Genomic DNA, 18,607 nt, shown 5'->3' on the forward strand with positions numbered 1-18,607 from the left:
GAAAACGGCATCCGCGCGCCGCAGATGCCGTCTGAAAAAACGTCAGTTCCGAACCAGGGCTTTTTTCGGGCCGGTCAGCACGACCGCCGACAGCAGGGTAAAGCCCGCCGCGATGCTGCCCAAAAGCAGGTAGCTGGAATGAAAGCCCATGCTGTCGTACATCGCGCCCACATAGGTGGACATAAACATCATGGTAATCTGCTTGCCGAAGCCGTAGGCCACCAGATAAATCGTTGCCGAATATTTTTCGTCGAACACAGTCGTGATGTATTTAAACATCCCCACCAGCAGAAACGGCACTTCAAACATATGCAGCGTTTTCAGGATAATCACCTGCACCGCGCTGCCCGCGAAAGACGAACCCAAAATCCGCACCGTCATGATGCCTCCGGCCAGCAACAGCGCATTTTTCGCACCGATTTTGTTGACCAGAAGCGGGGCGAAAAACATAATCGCCGCATTCAGCAGCTCGCCGAAAGTCGTAACATAACCGAAGGCTTCCGTGCCCTGCTCTTTCGACGCGAAAAACGACGTGAAGAAATTGGCAAACTGCTGGTCGAAAATATCGTAGGTACACGACACGCCGATTACATAAGCCAGCAGCGCCCAAAAACGCGGCTGTTTGAGCAGCGCCAGCGCCTGCCCGAGGGAAACCTTGCTATGATGGCTTTCACCCGCGCTTTTCCGATCCAAATCATCGGTTTTGGCGAAAAACAGCAATACAAACAATACCACCGCAGCCGCCGAACCCATCCAAAACACCAGATTCGGATCAACGCCGAACAAAATACCGACAATCGATGTGCACAACGCCCAGCCCAGCATCCCGAACATCCGTGCGCGACCGAACTCGAAATTGCTGTGACGGCTGACTTTCTCCACAAACGCCTCAGATGCCGGCGCACCGCCCGAAAACACAAAGCCCATATACAGACCGCCCGCAACCGCACCGGCCACGACATTGCTTTTCAGCAGCGGGCTGAACACATAAATAAAAAACGGTGCAAACAGAATCAGCCCCACCGCCAAAATCCACAGCAGGTGTTTTTTCAGCCCCATCTTGTCGGTAATGTAACCGAATACCGGCTGCGCACACAGCGCGAAAAACGACATAAACGAGAAAACAATCCCCGTATCCGCCTTGCTCAGGCCGTTAATATCGTGCAGCCAGATCGGCAAAAACGGATAACACGCCGCCATGATGAAAAAGTACAGGAAGAAATACGCTCCGAAAATCCAAAAATTGCGGTTTTTCAGATAGTAACAGTCTTGAAACTCAGATTGCACTTCAGACATAACACACCTCGTCAAATCTAAACAATAAAATCCGTAAATTTACCGACTGCGACATTAATACAATTCCCGTTAACGAAACATGCCGAAGCAACCAAACCATGATGTCTGTCAAAAAAAGCTGTTTTTCCCCGCCGAATCTGTTTCCACAGGGCGGAGACGGCGTTATATTGATATCCCTTGCACAAAGGCCGTCTGAAAAGCCAGCATACTTTTCAGACGGCCTTTTATGCGTATTGGCTGTTTCGGTTTTAATGGTGTCCGTTTTCCGCCTCCGCCTGTTTGCGATAGGCGAGCGTGTACATCACGCCGACGAATACTGCGCCGCCAATGGCGTTACCGATATAAACGGAGATCATGTTGTGGGCAAACTGCGTCCAAGTGATGTCCGCGCCTGCCCAAATGGCAGCGGGAATAACGAACATATTGGCAACGACGTGCTGGAAGCCGATTAAGACGAAAATCATGATGGGAAACCAAATGGCCAGAATTTTGCCGGAATAGGTGTGTGCGCCGTAACAAAGCCATGCACCCATGGCGACCATCCAGTTACAGCCTATGCCGGAAACGACGGCATGGCCGAAGTCGGCGGCGACTTTGCCTTCGGCGACGTGTATGGTTTCATGCAGGTATCTGCCTTCGGTCAGGCCGAGGTAGTGGCCGAAAAACCAGGCGACAAAAAAGGCGCCGATAACGTTGGCCAAGGTCACGATCAGCCAGTTGCGCAGCCATTGTGCGGCGGTAATTTTTTTCATCATGACGGCAACGGGTAAAACCATCATGTTGCTGGTAATCAGTTCGCCGCCTCCCAATAAGATACAGATCAGACCGATGGGGAAGACTGCCGCGCCAAGCAGAGTGGCGAGACTGCCCCATTCTTCGGGCATGCCGCCGACCACGCGGATATAGGCCAAATAACCTAAGGAAATAAATGCACCGCCCAAAAAACCGAGTACGGAAAGTTCGGCGGTACTGCCGTTGCCTTTGGCAATACCTTTACCAACGGTTGCATTAAGGATTTCGTGCGGATAGAAGTCGCTCATAATAAAGGCCTTTTTGTGAAGTTGCGTGATTTTAAGCAGCTTCCCGCCAGGCACTTTTGATGTAACTCAACCACTTTGTGTTGTTGCATGGTGTAATTATCAAGGGTTGGATTGCAATCCCTGCATCAACACAAAAAGGCCGTCTGGAAACCCATGCCGCTGCTGCTGCGGCGTTTTCAGACGGCTTTTTCAACATTCGGGCGCCAACCCTGTTTTCTGCGCTATTTTCCGCAGATGTCTTTTGCAATGAAGCTGTTTAAGCGCTCGTAATGCGCGGTGACTTTGTCGTCTTTCTGCTTTTCGGCTTTCATTTTTTTGCGTTTGGAAACGTCTTGGGCGTAAGAGAAATCGAGTTCGGATTCGATGATTTTGTTTTTGGCGGCGGTGGCGGCGAGGATGCCTTTGCTGCGCAATACGGTGGAACTGCCTTTGCCCAGATACATGTTTTCGGCGATTTCGACTTTCACGCCGTTTTTGCGGTAGGCGGTGCAGATGTTTTTCGAGCCGCTGATTTTGTCGACTTCGAGCGCGCCCGTTTGTTTGTTGAAACTGTAAACGGTGAAGTATTTGGCGGCGGCGAGCAATTTAAGCTTGTCGGCTCTGCTGCGGTTTTTGTTGTCACTGACGGCGATGCTGACGTCGTCGCTGATTTTGACGATGTCGAGCGCGGTTTTTCCGTTTACCGTGAATTTGCCGGCAACTTGGCCGTTGCTCGGGGCTTGGGTGAAGTTGGCAGTGTTGGTTTTACCGGCGGTATCCGAGAAATAGAAGGGTTCGTCGAATTTTTGGACGGGCTTGGTGCTGCTGCACGCCGCAAGTACCAGCATCAGCGGTAGAACGGACAGATAGGGTTTCATGGTCTTTTTCCGGTTATTATGGTGAAATAAAATAAAAAATCTGCTTCGTTGGCAGCGGCTGAGCTCAAAAAGGACGATTCACTAAGGCGCTGAAGCGCCAAGTTCATCTGTCCCGTACTACCCGTACTATCTGCGCCTTGCTGCCTTGTATCTTTCTTATTTTATTTCACCATATGAGGCCGGCGCGTGTTGCGCCGGCCTTTTCAGACGGCCTTATTTTTTCAGTTCGGCCAGAATTTCATCGACTTTCGCTTTCGCGTCGCCGAAACACATAACGGTGTTTTCATTGAAGAACAGCGGGTTTTGTACGCCTGCATAGCCGGTGTTCATCGAGCGTTTAAATACGACGACTTCTTTGGCTTTCCAAACTTCCAATACCGGCATACCGGCGATGGGCGAGTTCGGATCGGTTTGCGCGGCAGGGTTGACGGTATCGTTGGCGCCGATAACCAATACCACGTCGGTTTCGGGGAAATCGTCGTTGATTTCATCCATTTCCAAAACGATATCGTAAGGCACTTTCGCCTCGGCAAGCAAGACGTTCATATGACCCGGCAGACGGCCTGCGACGGGGTGGATGCCGAAGCGCACTTCGGTGCCGTTTTTACGCAGCAGGTCGGTGATTTCGGCCACAGGATACTGCGCCTGCGCCACCGCCATGCCGTAGCCCGGCGTGATGATGACGGAACTTGCGCCTTTGAGCATTTCGGCCACTTCCGCCGCCTGCACTTCGCGGTGTTCGCCCGCTTCTTCGCTGCCCGAAGCGGCGGCCGAACCGTCGGTACCGAAGCCGCCTGCGATCACGGAAATAAACGAGCGGTTCATCGCTTTACACATGATGTACGACAGAATCGCGCCACTCGAGCCGACCAATGCGCCGGTCACGATCAGCAGGTCGTTTGACAGCATGAAACCTGCCGCCGCCGCCGCCCAGCCCGAGTAGGAATTGAGCATGGAAACGACCACGGGCATATCCGCGCCGCCGATGGAAGCGACCAAGTGCCAGCCGAACGCCAGCGCAATCAGGGTCATCAGAATCAGCGCAAACCACGAGCCGTCGGCCGATACAAACAGCAGCATCAGGATAAACGACACAATCAGCGCAGCCGCGTTGAGCTTGTGTTTCGCCGGCAGTTGCAGCGGGGCGCTGCTGATTTTGCCGTTGAGTTTGCCGAACGCCACCAGCGAGCCGGTGAGCGTGACCGCGCCGATGAAAATGCCGAGGAACACTTCTACCAAATGAATGGTGTGCATTTCAGACGGCATATCACCCGGTTCGATAAAGCTGTTGAAACCGACCAAAACCGCAGCCAAACCGACGAAGCTGTGCAACAGCGCAATCAGCTCGGGCATTTCGGTCATTTCGACTTTCTGCGCTTTGGCGATACCGATCAGGCCGCCCGCCGCCATCGCAATGATGACGAAGAAAAAGCCGGAAGTCTGTTCGCTGAACACGGTGGCAAACAGCGCCACCGCCATGCCCGCCATACCGGCGTAGCAGCCCTGCTTGGCGGTTTCCTGTTTGGAAAGGCCGGCAAGGGCGAAGATAAATAAAATCGCGGCGACAATGTATGCCGCAGTTACCAAACCTAATGACATCGCATTATCCTTTCCTAAACATATTCAACATACGGCGGGTAACGTAAAAACCGCCGAAAATGTTCACGCTCGCAATCAGAATCGCGACAAACGCCAGCAGCGACACAAAGAAGTTGCCCTGACCGATTTGCAGCAGCGCGCCGACGACGATGATGCCAGAAATCGCGTTGGTAACCGACATCAGCGGCGTGTGCAGCGAGTGCGACACGTTCCACACGACGTAATAGCCGATCACGCACGAGAGCACGAACACGATGAAGTGGTTTAAGAACGCGGCGGGCGCGACGGCACCAATCCACAAAACCGCCAGCGCGCCGATGACGGCGGGGGCGAGTTTTTTCCAAGTCGGAACGGGTTCAGGCTCGGGTTTGGCCACTGGCGCGGCTTGCGCGGCGGCCTGTTGCGGTGCGGCGGAAACCTGAATCGCAGGCGGAGGGAAAGTCACTTCGCCGTCGCGGGTGACGGTCATGTTGCGGATGATGACGTCTTCAAAATCCAGCGCGATTTCGCCGTCTTTGTTCGGGCTCAACAGCTTGGAAAGGTTGACCAGATTGGTGGCGTAAAGCTGGGAAGACTGGCCGGCCAGGCGGTTTGCCATATCGGTGTAGCCGATGATTTTTACGCCGTTGGCGGTAACGAACAATTCGCCCGGTTTGGTCAACTCACAGTTGCCGCCGGTTGCCGCCGCCAAATCCACAATCACGGAACCCGGTTTCATGGATTGCACCATCTCGGCGGTAATCAGCTTGGGTGCGGGTTTTCCCGGAATCGCGGCGGTGGTGATGATGATATCGACCTGCTGCGCCTGTTCGGCGAACAGCTTCATTTCGGCTGCGATAAATTCTTCGCTCATCACTTTGGCGTAGCCGTCGCCGCTGCCGCCCGCTTCCTGCGGGAAATCCAGTTTCAGAAATTGGCCGCCCATCGATTCGATTTGCTCGGCGACTTCCAAACGGGTATCGAACGCTTTAACCACCGCGCCCAACGAGTTTGCAGTACCGATCGCCGCCAAACCGGCCACGCCTGCGCCGATGACCAAAACCTGCGCCGGCGGCACTTTGCCTGCGGCGGTAATCTGGCCGGTGAAGAAACGGCCGAACGCGTTCGCCGCCTCAATCACGGCGCGGTAGCCGCTGATGTTGGCCATCGAAGAGAGCGCGTCAAGCGACTGCGCGCGCGAAATACGCGGCACCATATCCATCGCCAACACGTTGACTTTCTGCTCGGAAAGTTTTTTCACCAGCTCGGGATTCTGCGCCGGCCACAAAAAGCTCACTAAAGTCTGACCGGCTTTCAGACGGCCTGTTTCTTCGGCAGAAGGCGCGTTCACCTTGTAAATCAACGGACAAGCCCACACCGCAGCCGCATCGGCCACCGCCGCGCCCGCCGCTTCGTAAGCCGCATCATCCAAACTGGCCGCCGCACCCGCTTTGCTTTCCACTACTACTTCAAAACCCAGCTTCAAAAGCTGGGTAACGGTAGCAGGCGTACACGCTACGCGGGTTTCACCGGCCAGAGACTCTCTTGGGATACCGATTTTCATCTCTGAATTCCTTATGTTGTGTCGAACGAGTGTAAATGATTCTTAACGCTTGCTTTATAACCAATTTTATAAAGAAATTCAAGCATAAACAGCACGTTCTTAATATGTTAATTTTCAAGAGTCTGTTTCGGCAAAACTTTTCAGACGGCTCCAAAGGTTTCCGCTCCGGCGGCATGGTAAAATCGGCTTTCCGTTAAAAAGCAAAGGAACACACCGATGAGAATGCTCCATACCATGCTGCGCGTCGGCAATCTGGAAAAATCGCTTGCCTTCTATCAAGACGTTTTGGGCATGAAACTCTTACGTAAACACGACTATCCCGAAGGTAAATTTTCGCTGGCCTTCATCGGCTATGGCGACGAAACCGACCATACCGTCATTGAGCTGACCCACAACTGGGATACCGAAAGCTACGATTTGGGCAACGCTTTCGGCCACATCGCCATCGAAGTCGACGACGCCTACGCTGCCTGCGAAGCGGTCAAGCAGAAAGGCGGCAACGTCACCCGCGAAGCCGGCCCGATGAAACACGGCACCTCCGTGATTGCCTTTGTCGAAGACCCCGACGGCTACAAAATCGAGTTCATCCAAAAAGGCAGCGGCAACGATTCGGTAAAATACGGCTGACCGGATACGGAAAGGCCGTCTGAAAAGTTTGAAACGCTTTTCAGACGGCCTTTCCGTATCCAATTACTCCGCTTCTTCAATCCAAGCCTGTTGAACGGCTTCGAGGATGCGTTCGCCGCAGCGGGCGGGATCGTCGTCGAAATCCGGCAGCGCCGTAATCAGGTCGCGCAGTTGGGTAAAACGCACGGTTTTCGGGTCGATGCTGTCGCCGTGCAAATCGTAAAGCGCTTCGGCGATGCGTTGGGTGTCTGTCCATTTCATTTTGTGTTCCTTTGCGGTGGTTTGTTTCAGGCCGTCTGAAATATTTTATGGCCGGGTTTACAAAACCATTGCGTGCGCCAAGCGGATTTTTCAGACGGCCCCGGTTCATTAATACTCTCGCCCCGTTAATGCTCACGGGCGTGATTAATCGTGTATTTCGGAATTTCCACTACCAAATCCTCATCGGCCAAGCGCGCTTGGCAGCTCAGGCGGGAATCGGCTTCCAAGCCCCAGGCTTGGTCAAGCAGGTCTTCTTCGAGTTCGGTCGGCTCTTCAAGGCTGTCGAAGCCTTTACGGATGATGACGTGGCAGGTGGTGCAGGCACAGGATTTTTCGCAGGCGTGATCGACTTCGATGTCGTGGTCGAGTAATACGTCTAAAACAGTTTCGCCCTCGGGCGCGTTTTCAATCACGGCTCCTTCCGGACATAATGTTGCGTGTGGTAATACAGTAATTTTCGGCATATTGTTTTCTCTGTTTTTTTTTAAATGTTAATGGTTTGTGTCGGATGCCGTCTGAAAAGCTTTCAGACGGCATCATCATTATTTAACCAGTGACGGGGCGATTTGCAGCAATCCTTTCCAGCCCCAGTAAATGCGGTGGTTTTGGATTTTCCCATCGGCAATTTCCATCCATTCGAGGATATCGATTTGCTCGCCATCAGGCGTAATGCGCGGATACTCCCATACCAGTGTGCGGCCGTTGCAGAGATATTCGCCGTTGCGGTACCAGCGCACCAATTCGTTAGGGCGGCGTTTGGTCCCTTCTTCCAAAAAATGCAGAATCTCGTTTTTACCGTTTAATACACCGCTGCGGGTATTGAGTATGGCGGGAACAAGTGGGCTTTCCAATACTGCATCGTCGGAATAAAGGTCTATCAACTGCGGGACATTGCGCTCTTTGGCGTATCGGTGCCATTTTTCGTATATTTCATGACAGGTTTCATGCGGATTCATTTTTCCTCTCCTTTCTTTTCTTTTTTCAGGCTTTCAGACGGCCTCTCCGGCTCATGCCGTCTGAAAACTCAAATATCCTCAATCTTCTGTCCGGTCAGCGCGCGCCGGATATTGCGGTTCATGCGCTTGGCGGCGAAGTTGTCGGTACCGTGGCCGAGTTTGGCGACGGCGGCGCGGATGTCTTCGGCGCTGCCGTTTTTCAGACGGCCTTCAAGGTCGGCAAGCGCGGTTTCGATGGCGGAAAGCTCGGCAGCGTCGAGCAGGTCGCTGTCGATCGCGAGCGCGGCTTTGACGGCTTCAGTCAGGCTTTCGCCCTCGACTACGGCTTCGGCGCGCGCGCGCGCGGCCATGTCTTCGGCGGCGTTGCTCATGCTGTCTTTGAGCATCTGCGTGATAGTGTCGTCGTCGAGGCCGTATGAAGGTTTGACTTCGATTTGCGCGGCAACGCCCGTGCTTTGCTCTTGCGCGGAAACGGACAGCAGGCCGTCTGCATCGACTTGGAAGGTCACGCGGATACGCGCTGCGCCCGCCGCCATCGGCGGAATGCCGCGCAAGGTGAATTTGGCGAGGCTGCGGCAGTCGGCCACCAATTCGCGTTCTCCCTGCACCACATGAATCGTCATCGCGGTCTGGCCGTCTTTAAACGTGGTAAAGTCCTGCGCGCGCGCAGTCGGCAGGGTGGAATTGCGCGGAATGACTTTTTCCGCCAGCCCGCCGTAGGTTTCGAGGCCGAGCGAGAGCGGGGTGACGTCGAGCAGCAGCCAGTTGCCGTCGGTTTTGTTACCCGCCAAAACATCGGCCTGCATCGCCGCGCCGAGCGCGACCACTTCGTCGGGGTTGAGATTGTTGAGCGGGGTTTGCCCGAAAAACGTCGCCACGGCCTGTTGGACGTGCAGCATACGGGTCGAACCGCCGACCATAATCACGCCTTTAATGTCGGCCTTGCCCACGCCCGCGTCTTTCAGCGCCTGCTTCACCGGCTCGATGGTTTTCTGCACCAAATGGCGGGTCAGGTCGTGAAATTCCTGTCGGGTAATCGCGGCATCGACCTTTAGGCCGTCTGAAAGCGTAGCCTGAACGCGGGTTTCCGTATCGCGGGTCAGTGCCTCTTTCGCCGCGCGGGTCAAGCCGAGCAGCAGCCGGCTGTCTTGCTCGTTGAGCTTGGAAAGGCCGGTCTGCTCGAGCAGGTGGCAGAACAGGCGGTGGTCGAAATCGTCGCCGCCCAGCGCGCTGTTGCCGCCGGTGGCTTTCACTTCAAACAACCCTTTGGTGAGCTGCAATACCGAAACGTCAAACGTGCCGCCGCCCAAGTCGTACACGACAAACGTGCCTTCCGAGGCATTATCCAGCCCGTAGGCAACCGCCGCCGCCGTCGGCTCGTTGAGCAGGCGCAATACGTTCAAACCCGCCAGCCGCGCCGCATCTTTCGTCGCCTGCCGCTGCGCATCGTCGAAATACGCGGGCACGGTAATCACCGCGCCGACCAAATCGCCGCCCAGCGCCGCTTCCGCCCGCGCCTTGAGGTTTTTTAAGATTTCAGACGACACCTCGATCGGCGTTTTCGCGCCCTGCCGCGTCATCAATTCGATGACGCGCGGGTTGTCGCCGAAACGGTAGGGCAGATAATGCGGCTCTTTCTGCAAATCCGCGAGCGTGCGCCCGATCAGGCGTTTGGCCGAACTGACCGTGTTGAGCGGATCGGTTTTCTGCGCCTTCAACGCCGCCTCGCCCACTTCCACGCCCTCTGCGCGGTAACGCACGACCGACGGCAGCGTGACCCGCCCCGTTTCATCAGGCAGACAGGCCGCGCTGCCGCTGCGTACCGCGGCGACGAGGCTGTTGGTCGTACCCAAATCAATGCCGACCGCTAAGCGCCGCTCGTGCGGTGCGGCGGACATACCCGGTTCGGAAATCTGCAAAAGAGCCATGTGGTTGTGCCTTGTGTTTTGTCGTTTTGAATGGTGCCGTATTTTAGCAGATTTCGCGGATAGTTGAGTGGTTTGGTCGGGAATGGTTTTTCAGACGGCCTTTGGGATTGGGCATGCCGTCTGAAAAATTCAAAGCCCGACAATCCGTTTTCTTGAATCAAAGCGGGCTTTTCGGCGCCTGAACAAACTTTTCAGACTGCCGCCCGAATTGTCCTTCCCCCCGATTCCCGCTAAAATCCGCCTCATAAAAACACCTCCGGAAACCGCCGTGCAACCTTTAGACTACTGCCGCCGAAAAGCCGCCGAGAGCAAATCCAGCTTTCTGTCGGGCTTCAAATTCCTGCCCGATGCCAAACGCGATGCGATGACGGTTTTGTATGCGTTTTGCCGCGAGCTTGATGATGTGGTGGACGACTGTGCCGAGCGGCACGTTGCGCAGGCGACGTTGGACTGGTGGCGCTCGGATTTGGAAAAAGTGTTCGGCAGCCGAATGCCGGAACACCCCGTCAACCAAGCCTTGAAGCAGACCGTGGCGCAGTTTGCGCTGCCGCACGGCGAACTTTCAGAGCTGATCGACGGAATGCAGATGGATTTGGATCAGGCGCGTTATCAGACGTTTGACGAATTGAAACTTTACTGCCGCCGCGCGGCGGGCGTGGTCGGCTGCCTGATTGCGCGGATTTTGGGCTTTTCCAACCCGAAAACGCTGGCATACGCCGATAAAACGGGGCTGGCGCTCCAGCTTACCAACATCATCCGCGACGTCGGCGAAGACGCGCGCAACGGACGGATTTACCTGCCGCTGGAAGATTTGCAGCGTTTCGGGGTGAACGAAGCCGATGTTTTGCGCTACAAAACTTCGCCCGGATTTGCCGGAATGATGGCCTTCCAAATCCGCCGCGCCCGCGAAACCTACCGCGAAGCCCTCGCGCTGTTGCCGTCTGAAGACAAAAAAGCGCAAAAGGCGGGTTTGGTGATGGCGGCGGTTTATTACGCGCTGCTCGGCGAAATCGAGCGCGACGGCGGCAGCAATGTTTTGCAATACAAAATCGCGCTGCCTCCGCCGCGCAAAAAGCGCATTGCCCTGAAAACCTGGCTATTCGGATTCAACCCATGAACACGCAGACCACACGCCCGAAAATTGCCGTTGTCGGTGCAGGCTGGGCGGGCATTTCCGCCGCCTGCAACCTGGTGCGCCGCGCCGATGTGACCCTGTTTGAAGCGGGTCGGCAGGCCGGCGGACGGGCACGCGCGCTCGGCGGCGAAACGCAGGGTTTCCGTTTTCTCGACAACGGCCAGCACATCATGCTCGGCGCCTACCGCAGCGTGCTTGCGCTGTTGCAGCACATCGGCGTGCGCGAGCAAGACGTGTTCCAACGCCTGCCGCTGCAATGGCATATCCACGGCGGTTTGCAGTTTCAGACGGCCTCATTGCCCGCACCGCTTCACATTGCCGCCGGCGTTTTGCGCGCGAAAAACCTTTCTTTTTCCTTAAAAACCAAACTTCTGCGCGATATGGCCGCGCTCATACGCCGCCGCGCCGCCGCGCCCGACACCACCGTCGCCCGCTGGCTGCGCAGCCGCAACGTACCGCGCCGTCTGGTGGCCGAATTCTGGCAGCCGCTCGTCTGGGGCGCGCTCAACACGCCGCTTGGGGAAGCGGGGCTGAACACGCTGTGCAACGTCTTGCGCGACGGCGTTTGGGCGGAAAAATCCGCATCCGATTATCTGATTCCCAAGCAGGATTTGGGCAGCGTTTTGGCCGGACCCGCGCTGAAATTCCTCGCCGCAAACGGCGCAGAAATCCGCTTGGAAACGCGCGTTCCCCCGTTGGAAAACCTGCCCGACGGACGGGTTTCGGTCAACGGCGAAACCTTTGACGCCGCCGTTTTGGCCGTCGCCCCCTACCACGCCGCCGCGCTGATGCCGTCTGAAACGCCCGCCTATATTCAGACGGCCTACGCGCAGATTACCTACCGCGCGATTACCACCGTTTACCTGCGCTATGCCCGGCCTGTGCACCTGCCCGCCGTTATGACCGGATTTTCAGACGGCACCGCGCAATGGCTCATCGACCGCGGAGCGCTCGGCCTGCCGCCCGAAGAAATCGCCGCCGTCATCAGTGTTTCCGACCATATCGGCGCGTTCAGATCCGAAGAATGGGCGGCAAAAGTCCACGCCGACGTAAAACGCCTGCTGCCCGATTTGGGCGAACCGACCGCAAGCCGCGTCATTACCGAAAAACGCGCCACCCCCGCCGCCGCGCCAAACCGCGCCCTGCCTGACTTGGCCTGGCTGCACGGCCGCAACATCTACCCCGCCGGCGACTACCTGCACCCGCGCTACCCCGCCACGCTCGAAGCCGCCGTCCAATCCGGCGCAGCCGCGGCGGATTTGTGTTTGACCGAATGGAAGAAAAATATCCGCAAGGCCGTCTGAAAAACAGCATAATCCGTAGGCCGGATACTTCTTGTATCGTGAATTGCGTAACGGCGTAGGTCGGGTATTTATGCCCGACACAATGGCAACCCGAAATAGTCGGGCATAAATGCCCGACCTGCAACATCCGACAAAACCGCCGCCACATGCCGTCTGAAATTCAGACGGCCAAATATCCCAAGGAAATCCCTATGACCACCCTGCAAAACAAAATCATCATGGTAACCGGCGCCTCGCAAGGCTTGGGCGAACAGGTTGCCAAAGCCTACGCCGCGGCGGGCGCGACGGTTGTGCTCGTTGCCCGTCATCAGAAAAAGCTCGAAAAAGTCTATGACGACATCGCCGCCGCGGGGCATCCCGAGCCGTTTGCCATCTGTTTCGACCTGATGAGCGCGGAAGAAAAGGAATACGGCCAGTTTGCCGCCACCATCGCCGAGGCAACGGTCGGGAAACTCGACGGCATCGTCCATTGCGCCAGCTATTTCTACGCCCTCTCGCCGCTGGATTTCCAAACCGTCGCCGAATGGGTCAACCAATACCGCATCAACACCGTCGCCCCGATGGCCTTGACCCGCGCGTTTTTCCCGCTTCTGAAAGCCTCAAGCGACGCTTCGGTGATTTTCGTCGGCGAATCGCACGGCGAAACGCCGCAAGCCTACTGGGGCGGTTTCGGTGCATCGAAAGCCGCGCTCAACTACCTCTGCAAAGTCGCCGCCGACGAATGGGAACGCTTCCCCAACCTGCGCGCCAATGTACTCGTTCCCGGCGCCATCAATTCGCCGCAGCGCATCAAATCGCATCCGGGCGAATCGTCAACCGAACGCAAAAGTTACGGTGATGTAACGCCGCATTTTGTCTGGTGGGCGAGTGAGGAAAGCAAGGGGCGCAGCGGGGAAATCATTTATCTGTAAAGAATTCAACTTGGATAAAAAGGCCGTCTGAAACTTCCGCCGCCATCATTTCCGTGCAGGCGGGAGTCTGTGTTTGTTTTCCTAGAACCTTTTTTAAGACCGACATCGGCTAAGCCGATGGAAACAAAATCAAATTCCGTAAAGCGGAACGCCGCCCAAAGCCGATAAAACCCGTATGCCGAAAATATAGCCGTTTCATTTGGATTGGAGCAAGGCGCAGCAACGCCGTATCAAACTAAATTGGGACGGCTATTAAAGCACCGCCGTAATGCCGGTCGGCAAAACCGGTATAACCGGCCGCACATACGCAATTTCCGACGGGATTTCCAAGTCAGCAGCCGAATAGTGCACGAACCGGCCGTTATAAGAGGCCGGCTTTACGCCCGCCCTATTCTGATTCTCAAACTCCGCCGTTTCCGCCGGCCGCTACCCTTCGGACAAAATTCCCGCCAATACCGCCGCCAGCCGTTCCGTCGCGCCTTCGGCGGTGTGCAGATACAGCGCAGGTTCGATCAGCTCCAACTCGTTCAACAAAAAACGGTTGCCGGCCAATATACCGTCTATCCTTGCGTAAGCGGGTATCTGCGGCAGCTTGGCAAAAATGCCTTGCGCGGTACTAAGGGCGGATTCGGGAACGGATACAGGGGAAACGGTTACGCCGTAAGCTGAATTGGCGCGCCATTCGCCCTGCGGCGGGCAGCGGTGCACGGCGTGGGAAAATCTGCCGCCGAAAAAGATGATTGATGTTTCCCCGCATTGTTCAATCTCCCGGATATACGGCTGGATAATCAGACCCTGCGGATAAACGCTCAAATCAGGCAGTTTTCCATCCGCGCTGATTTTGCAGACGAAACGTCCGCTCTGGCCGACGGCGGGTTTGACAACGGCTTCGCGCCAGCCGTTTTGCCGCACGGTTTCCCAAACGGATTCGCTTTCAGACGGCCCGTATACGCAGGGCACCACATCCGCACCCCAAGCGGCCAAGTCGCACAAATAACGTTTGTCCATATTCCAACGCATGAGTTCGGGCGGGTTGATAAAACGCTGCCTGCACGTTTCGGCAGTGGCAAGCCAGCCGGCAAACTGCTGCGGCGCGGCGGCGTAATCCCATACGCACAAGGGCAGCAGGTAGGGAGTGTCGGGATGGTTCTGCCAAATATCGAAGCGGGTGGAAATGCCTTGCGCATTGAGCCTGTCTGCCAGCGGCAACAGGTTTGGCGGCGGCTCGGGGTAGGCGCGGCAGGTGGTAATCGCCAACATAGCATTTTGAAATTTACTGATTTTAATCAATCTGTTGGAATAAACAGAGGCCGTCTGAAAAACTTTTCAGACGGCCCCGGCGTATCAATTATTTCACTTGGCTCATGTATTTTTTCAGACGGCCTTTGTTCTGCATCGAGCGTTTTTCCAGTTCATCGGCGGCGGCCTGCGCTTGGGCTTTGTTGACGGCTTTGCCGACCTGAATCACGCCGCTCATGTTCATCATGCGGTGCGGCGGGCAGGTGTAGACGTAGACGCCTTCTTTGGTGAGCTTGAGGATGAATTCTTGATCGGCTTTGCTGAGGAATTCGCCCACGCCCTCGGGCAGGACTTTGCTCTGTACCCAATGGCCTTTATGGGTAGGCTTGAAGGTGACGGTGTCGCCGACTTTGGCGTTGATGAAACCGGGTTCGAACACCATGCTGCCGTCTTTGCCGTTGTCGAGCATTTTGACTTCGTGGTTGGCGGCAAAGGCGCTCAAAGAGGCAGTGAGCAGGAGGGTAAAAAGGGATTTTTGCATGTCGGATTCCTTTGGTAAAAAATGGAAACGGTATCGGGTATATAGTCGGGAAATTAGAGTCTGCTACGGCGTTGGCTCGCCTAGCCGTACTATGTGTATTGTCTGCGGCTTGCCGCCTTGTATCAGAATCTACTCTCCGACTATCGTTCGAACTATCCTGTTTTGCGCAACGGACGGATAACGGGCGCACCCAAGCGGTCGTAGAGCAGCTCGACTTCGACCTGATAAAGTCCGTCGATTAAATTGGGCTGCAACACGTCTTTCGGCGTACCCTCGGCATGGACTTTGCCGCCGCCAAGCAGGACGAGGCCGTCTGAAAACTGGGCGGCGAGGCTCAAATCGTGCAACACCGTCAGCGTAATCAGGCCGTTTTCGCGGGTATAGCGCACCACGTGTTCCAAGAGGTTGAGCTGGTGATGCATATCCAGTGCGCTCACCGGCTCGTCGAGCAGCAGGATTTCGGGACGGCGCATCATCACTTGGGCAAACATCACAATCTGGCGCTGGCCGCCGCTTAAGCGCATGATGTCGCGGTGGGCAAGATGCGCGATGCCGAGCTGTTCCAACACCTGCGCGGCTTCTGCCAGCGTGTCGTCGCCGACGTGCATCCCCAGCGCGTCCATACGCCCGAGCAACACCACTTCCAGCGCAGTCAGCGAGGCTTCGGCGGCGGTGTCCTGCGGCATGTAGCCGATGCGTTTTCGCCAGCTTTGCAAATGCAGTTTGCCCAAGGTTTCGCCGCCGTAGCGGATGGTGCCGCGGTGCGCTACTTCGCCGAAAAGCGTTTTCAGAAGCGACGATTTGCCGCAGCCGTTGGGACCGAGAACGGTATACACCTTGCCGCGCTCGAAACTGAGGCTGATACGGTCGGCCACCAAAAAGCGGCCGCGCGTGATGTGGACGTCTTCTAAAGTCAACATTTCAGACGGCCTTTCAAAACCGGGAAGACAGCCATGCCCACAGCCGTTTGAACCATGCGGCAAGCGGGTTGCCGCTTGCCGCTGCGGCGGGCGCATGGTCGGAAGGCAGTGTGCAGTCGGCTTGGGCGCCGCAGCCGAGGCGGATGAAAAACGTACCTTCGGGCATCACCGGCAGGTATTTGCGGTGGAAATCACGGTAGGTCTGCTCGGGGTCGACATCGGCAAAAGCGGCGGGATACAGGGCTTTGGCCATCAGCTGCGCGGAGGCCAAATCGGAGAGCGAGCGCGAGGCGGTGTGGTAGATGCCGTAAACGCGCCGGTTTTTCACGGCGGGAAAATCCTGCCAGCCGCTGCGGCGGGTGAAACCTGCCAGCCGCTTTTGCGCTTCGTCTGCCGTGATGCCGATGCCCATCGTCATCGCGTCGGGATGGTTTGCGCCCACCTCCGTGCCGGAAATCAATACCACATCGGGCGGACTGGCCAGCAACTGTTCGGGATTGATGGCGCCCCAATCGTCGACAAACAGCTTACTGACATTGTCGCCGCCTACGGTGTCGGCAATCGCGCCCCACATGTTTTTGCCGAAGGTATAGCTGTGCTCGGAGGGGCCTTTGTCACCGAATTCGATGTAGATTTTCGGCGGCAGCAACTTAGCGGCGGCGACGCGGCGGCGGATGTCTTCAATGCCCGCTGCGTATTCGTCGGCGGCCTGCTTGGCGCGCTCGGGCGTACCGGCGATTTGGCCGAAAATTTTCGCGCTCTCGGTATGGCGTTCGACCGTTTGCGCGTTGAAATCCACCACTACCACCGGAATACCCGCCTGCTCGAAGCGCGGTATGTAGTCGGCCAGCGCTTTAAACTGCCAGTCGGCCAGTATCAAGACGTCGGGCTTCAGTGCAATGGTTTTCTCAAAGGAAAACGAGCCTTTATCGATGTTGCCGATGTCGCCGATCTGTTTCAGCGCAGGCATTTTCGCGCTGTATAAAGCCCAGCTGCCGGGATTGAATTTTTCCCAAAACTCGCGCGAAATGCCGACGACGTGTTTGAAGTTTTCCGCCCCCGTAGCGGCGATATAATCGGGATAGTAAAAGCCCAATACCACCCGTTTGGCGGGCACATCCACTTTCACTTGGCGGCCAAGCACATCGGTTACCGTCTGCACCTTGGCCCACGCGGGCGCCGCGGCCAGCCATGCCGCGCAGATTATCCATTTAAGTGTTGCCTTCATCTTTGGTTCCTTATGTTTTCAGACGGCCTTATTTTTTAGTCAATACAATCCAAAAGAAAAACGGTACGCCGACAAACGAGGTCACGATGCCCACCGGAAACAGAGCGCCGGGGACAATCACTTTCGACAACACGCTGGCCACCGATAAAAACGCCGCGCCCGCCAGCATCGCGCCGGGCAGAAAAAAACGCTGGTCTTCGCCAAGCAGAATCCGCGCCACATGCGGCGCGACGAGGCCGATAAAGCCGATGACGCCGACGAAGCTGATGGCGGTGGCCGTCATTACCGCCACCAATACCAGCGTCTGAATCCGCAACCGCTGCAGGTTGATGCCCAAACCCGCGACGCGCTCTTCGCCCAGCCGCAACGCGGTCAGCTTCCATACGTCTTTCGCCAAAAGGGCGACGCAGACCACCGTCACCGCCGCCGTCACCGCGACGGTTTCCCATGTGGCTTTGGTGAGGCTGCCGAAGAGCCAAAACAGAATCTGCTGCGAAATTTCCGGCGCGGCGATGTATTGGATCAGCGACAACACCGATTGAAACAGAAACAGTAGCGCAATCCCCACCAACACCAGCATGGCGGAATTGAAACGGCGCATGGAGGCAAACAGAAACAGGATGCCCGCCGCCAGCATGGTCATCAGAAACGCGCCGACCGGTACGGCAAACGCGTGCGGCAGGCCGAAGCTGCCGAAGGCGATGACCATCGACGCACCCAAGCCAGCCGCCGCCGCCAAGCCGAGCGTATAAGGGCTGGCCATCGGGTTGTTGAGCAGGGTTTGGATTTCCGCTCCGCCCACACCCAGCGCCGCGCCGACCACCAGCGCCATTAATGCCATCGGCAGGCGCAGGTCGTATACGATGACTTTGCTCATCTCGTCCGCGCCTTCGATGCCCAGCAGCGATTTCACCACTTCGTCCACCGGCAGCATCGAAGGGCCGGTGGCGATGTCGAACACAAAGCCGATGGCGCCGACGACAAGAAAAAACAACACGACCAGCCAACGCTTGCGCTCAAGCACGCGCTGGTTGCTGACGATGTCGGTAATGACCGAGGCAGTCATAAAGCAAGCCTTTGGTTTGGGGTTGGTATAGTCGTTCCAATTTAGATTGATACCGCGTTACTGCGGCTTGCTGCCTTGTCTCAATCTAAAGTGAAACGACTATATTGGAAAAGGTTTCAGACAGCCTCATGCTCTGATGCCGTCTGAAAAAATAAA

The 18,607-nt window shown here is 56.3% G+C and carries 18 protein-coding genes; 4 read left to right on the forward strand and 14 right to left on the reverse strand.

Annotated elements, in window-relative coordinates:
- Positions 1 to 42: 42 nt before the first annotated feature.
- The 5 genes from BG910_RS02775 to BG910_RS02795 all read right to left on the reverse strand — a co-directional run bounded on the left by BG910_RS02775 (position 43) and on the right by BG910_RS02795 (position 6,335).
- Entirely contained in the window at positions 43 to 1,296 is a 1,254-nt protein-coding gene (locus BG910_RS02775; RefSeq protein ID WP_089035525.1) for an MFS transporter, read from the reverse strand.
- 248 nt (positions 1,297 to 1,544) lie between these two features.
- On the reverse strand, positions 1,545 to 2,336 hold the full coding sequence (locus tag BG910_RS02780) for a formate/nitrite transporter family protein (protein WP_089035526.1): 792 nt from the start codon (positions 2,334 to 2,336) through the stop codon (positions 1,545 to 1,547).
- Positions 2,337 to 2,557: 221 nt separating this feature from the next.
- Positions 2,558 to 3,193 carry a hypothetical protein gene (locus tag BG910_RS02785; RefSeq protein WP_089035527.1) on the reverse strand — a complete coding sequence of 212 codons (636 nt, stop codon included), beginning with the start codon at positions 3,191 to 3,193 and terminating at the stop codon, positions 2,558 to 2,560.
- A 213-nt stretch (positions 3,194 to 3,406) separates the two neighbouring features.
- Entirely contained in the window at positions 3,407 to 4,792 is a 1,386-nt protein-coding gene (gene pntB / locus BG910_RS02790; RefSeq protein WP_089035528.1) for a Re/Si-specific NAD(P)(+) transhydrogenase subunit beta, read from the reverse strand.
- Positions 4,793 to 4,796: 4 nt separating this feature from the next.
- Positions 4,797 to 6,335, reverse strand: coding sequence for a Re/Si-specific NAD(P)(+) transhydrogenase subunit alpha (locus tag BG910_RS02795; RefSeq protein WP_089035529.1), 1,539 nt, complete (start codon positions 6,333 to 6,335; stop codon positions 4,797 to 4,799).
- 216 nt (positions 6,336 to 6,551) lie between these two features.
- Here BG910_RS02795 and gloA point away from each other — a divergent pair, with 216 nt between their 5' ends.
- Complete coding sequence (gene gloA / locus BG910_RS02800; protein WP_089035530.1) at positions 6,552 to 6,962, forward strand: lactoylglutathione lyase; 411 nt, start codon at positions 6,552 to 6,554, stop codon at positions 6,960 to 6,962.
- A gap of 63 nt (positions 6,963 to 7,025) precedes the next feature.
- Here gloA and iscX read toward each other — a convergent pair whose 3' ends face one another.
- The 4 genes from iscX to hscA all read right to left on the reverse strand — a co-directional run bounded on the left by iscX (position 7,026) and on the right by hscA (position 10,107).
- Complete coding sequence (iscX, locus tag BG910_RS02805; protein WP_089035531.1) at positions 7,026 to 7,223, reverse strand: Fe-S cluster assembly protein IscX; 198 nt, start codon at positions 7,221 to 7,223, stop codon at positions 7,026 to 7,028.
- A gap of 125 nt (positions 7,224 to 7,348) precedes the next feature.
- Entirely contained in the window at positions 7,349 to 7,687 is a 339-nt protein-coding gene (fdx, locus tag BG910_RS02810; RefSeq protein ID WP_089035532.1) for an ISC system 2Fe-2S type ferredoxin, read from the reverse strand.
- Positions 7,688 to 7,765: 78 nt separating this feature from the next.
- A complete protein-coding gene (locus BG910_RS02815; protein ID WP_089035533.1) occupies positions 7,766 to 8,179 on the reverse strand; it encodes a nuclear transport factor 2 family protein in 414 nt (137 codons plus the stop codon).
- Between the two features lie 68 nt (positions 8,180 to 8,247).
- Positions 8,248 to 10,107 (reverse strand): Fe-S protein assembly chaperone HscA, encoded by a 1,860-nt coding sequence (gene hscA / locus BG910_RS02820; protein WP_089035534.1) that lies wholly within the window; start codon positions 10,105 to 10,107, stop codon positions 8,248 to 8,250.
- A 268-nt stretch (positions 10,108 to 10,375) separates the two neighbouring features.
- Between hscA and hpnD the strand changes: the two genes are divergently transcribed.
- The 3 genes from hpnD (at position 10,376) to BG910_RS02835 (ending at position 13,457) form a co-directional block, all read left to right on the forward strand.
- Positions 10,376 to 11,224, forward strand: coding sequence for a presqualene diphosphate synthase HpnD (hpnD, locus tag BG910_RS02825; RefSeq protein WP_089037106.1), 849 nt, complete (start codon positions 10,376 to 10,378; stop codon positions 11,222 to 11,224).
- Positions 11,221 to 12,546 (forward strand): hydroxysqualene dehydroxylase HpnE, encoded by a 1,326-nt coding sequence (gene hpnE / locus BG910_RS02830; protein WP_089035535.1) that lies wholly within the window; start codon positions 11,221 to 11,223, stop codon positions 12,544 to 12,546. The genes hpnD and hpnE overlap by 4 nt, the downstream gene beginning before the upstream one ends.
- A gap of 191 nt (positions 12,547 to 12,737) precedes the next feature.
- A complete protein-coding gene (locus BG910_RS02835; RefSeq protein ID WP_089035536.1) occupies positions 12,738 to 13,457 on the forward strand; it encodes an SDR family oxidoreductase in 720 nt (239 codons plus the stop codon).
- A 426-nt stretch (positions 13,458 to 13,883) separates the two neighbouring features.
- Here the strand turns inward: BG910_RS02835 and BG910_RS02840 are convergent, their stop codons facing one another.
- The 5 genes from BG910_RS02840 to BG910_RS02860 form a co-directional block, all read right to left on the reverse strand.
- Positions 13,884 to 14,717, reverse strand: coding sequence for an ATP-grasp domain-containing protein (locus BG910_RS02840; protein WP_089037107.1), 834 nt, complete (start codon positions 14,715 to 14,717; stop codon positions 13,884 to 13,886).
- An 88-nt stretch (positions 14,718 to 14,805) separates the two neighbouring features.
- Entirely contained in the window at positions 14,806 to 15,237 is a 432-nt protein-coding gene (locus BG910_RS02845) for a pseudoazurin (RefSeq protein WP_089035537.1), read from the reverse strand.
- A gap of 152 nt (positions 15,238 to 15,389) precedes the next feature.
- Positions 15,390 to 16,157 (reverse strand): ABC transporter ATP-binding protein, encoded by a 768-nt coding sequence (locus BG910_RS02850; RefSeq protein WP_089035538.1) that lies wholly within the window; start codon positions 16,155 to 16,157, stop codon positions 15,390 to 15,392.
- Positions 16,158 to 16,170: 13 nt separating this feature from the next.
- Positions 16,171 to 17,385, reverse strand: a complete 1,215-nt coding sequence (locus BG910_RS02855; RefSeq protein WP_089035539.1) for an ABC transporter substrate-binding protein — start codon at positions 17,383 to 17,385, stop codon at positions 16,171 to 16,173.
- Positions 17,386 to 17,413: 28 nt separating this feature from the next.
- The gene (locus BG910_RS02860) at positions 17,414 to 18,451 is read right to left on the reverse strand and encodes a FecCD family ABC transporter permease (RefSeq protein WP_089035540.1); all 1,038 of its coding nucleotides are present in this window, start codon (positions 18,449 to 18,451) and stop codon (positions 17,414 to 17,416) included.
- Positions 18,452 to 18,607 lie beyond the last annotated feature (156 nt).

Origin of the sequence: Neisseria chenwenguii (assembly GCF_002216145.1) — a bacterium.
Taxonomy (GTDB): Bacteria; Pseudomonadota; Gammaproteobacteria; order Burkholderiales; family Neisseriaceae; genus Neisseria; species Neisseria chenwenguii.